At 53.8% G+C, this 1,765-nt stretch carries 1 protein-coding gene; it reads right to left on the bottom strand.

What is annotated here, in order from left to right; genetic code table 11:
- Positions 1-65: 65 nt before the first annotated feature.
- Positions 66-1,765, bottom strand: a 1,700-nt coding sequence (locus G3436_RS25625; RefSeq protein WP_163950999.1) for an autotransporter outer membrane beta-barrel domain-containing protein, incomplete at its 5' end; no start/stop codon positions are given.

Here is a 1,765-nt window from a genome sequence, read left to right as displayed (position 1 = left end):
AACCATAGGAGCAACTGCAGGCAATGCCTTGAGGCACTAGCTGGCGACATCCTTTTTCACAGCGCTTAAAACGAGTAGACAAGGCTGAAACTGCCACCTCGGTCATGGTCCACCCGACGGGTCTTTACCACGTCGAACCTCGCATCGACCCGCAGATCCTCCAGCAAACCCATTCCGGCACCAACACCCACACTGCGCTGGTATCCGGCAAGATTATTATCAAAGTCGGCACCGTTGATCTGGATCGTGTTGCGGTCGTTAAACTCACGTCCCAGCGCCAGACGCAGGTACGGCTCCAAAGCGTTGCGTGGGCCAAGATCGTGCTTGAATCCCAGAGTGATACCCACGCTGGCCTGTGCCATGTCCAAACTTTCGGCCCTAGCGCGCATGCCGTTGCTTAAATTCTGGTGATAGCCGATCACATGCGCAGCGCTTAATTGCACGAAGGGCTGTGCGTACCAGTGCTTATCAAGCTCCAGCCGCTTGCCTGCCTCCGCCAGGACGCTAATAGCATCGGTCTGAAACTTACCGTGAGCCTTGCTACCGCTGCTCATTGTGACCTGCGCATCACTGAACAAGCGATTAACCTTGAACACACCGTCAAAATACAGCCCCGAACTATCCGACAAGCTGCCATAGAGCCCGACATAAGCCGACTTGAGCTGGCTCTTGGAGGGGCCGTCCACCCCAATTTCGGATTGCGAATAACCACCAAAAACGCCTAGGGTAAGCGGTATCTGAGCCTCTCTGATTGGGCCCTCATACCCCAGCACCATGCTCCAAAGGTCCTGGTTGTAGTTCACATCCGAATCAGCCGTGCCTTGGGACTTACGGCCAAAGGTTTTAGCCCACGCACCGCCACGCGCTTGTCCATAGCGCAAGTCATTCAACTGTTCTTGAATGGCACGATTCTCCCCTTGGAGCAGTTGCGGGGTGGCAACGTGCGAGCTGATAAGTGTTCGCGCGCTGGCAGTGAGTGATCTGGAGGCCGGTACATGGGGTAGCACAGTACTGGTCAAACCATCTGTACCGGGCGAAGAATCTTGATCAGTGAGTTGATAGGGTGTCAGTACCCAGTCGTTGCCTTGCTGCTGAAGGCGATACTGGTAAAGACCGACGTCTACGACGCTGCCATAAAGGCTGAAAACCGCAGTGCCGCCATTGGTTTCGATGAGAGTCGCGGGCTGCGGTGCTTTGGGCTCCTCGCCGGTATTGTGCACACGCAGCGTAAAATCGCCAGAGGCGGTACCTGTGACTTTCAATTGATCGGAGGTGAGAAGGCCCAGGTTCGTAGTGAGTTCAAACGTTCCCCTACTACCTGAGAGACTCTCCACCGTCAACGTATTACGCGTGCTACGTGTGCCATCCGAAAGCGAGACAAAACCTTCGTCCAAGGCTAGGCTTTTTATTGACTCACTCCGTTCCATCTGCCAGGTACTGCGGGACTCGATATTCATTTTAATTACTGAAGCCCCCCCGCCGTATTGTTCGTACCGTCCCTTGAATATTGCGCCGTCACGCAATGTAAACTGAAGTGAAGGATCGTTAGCCAACATGATTACCGCGCCGTAACCGGAGCCACTTCCGATAGTTGAGCCACCAATAACCAGATGGGTAGTGCCGGGACCATTTAGATACATCAAATTCCCACCCAGAAGCTGGCTACCGTCAAGAATGTTAATGCTATGACTTTGCTCAGGCGCATATGTGTTGATCAAAAATGCAAAGCGACCGGCCTTAAGCTTCGTATCCTGAACCGTGACAA

The organism is Pseudomonas brassicae (assembly GCF_010671725.1).
Lineage (GTDB): Bacteria > Pseudomonadota > Gammaproteobacteria > Pseudomonadales > Pseudomonadaceae > Aquipseudomonas > Aquipseudomonas brassicae.
Note: the sequence above shows the minus strand (reverse complement) of the source record. Positions and strands in the feature narration are given on the sequence as shown.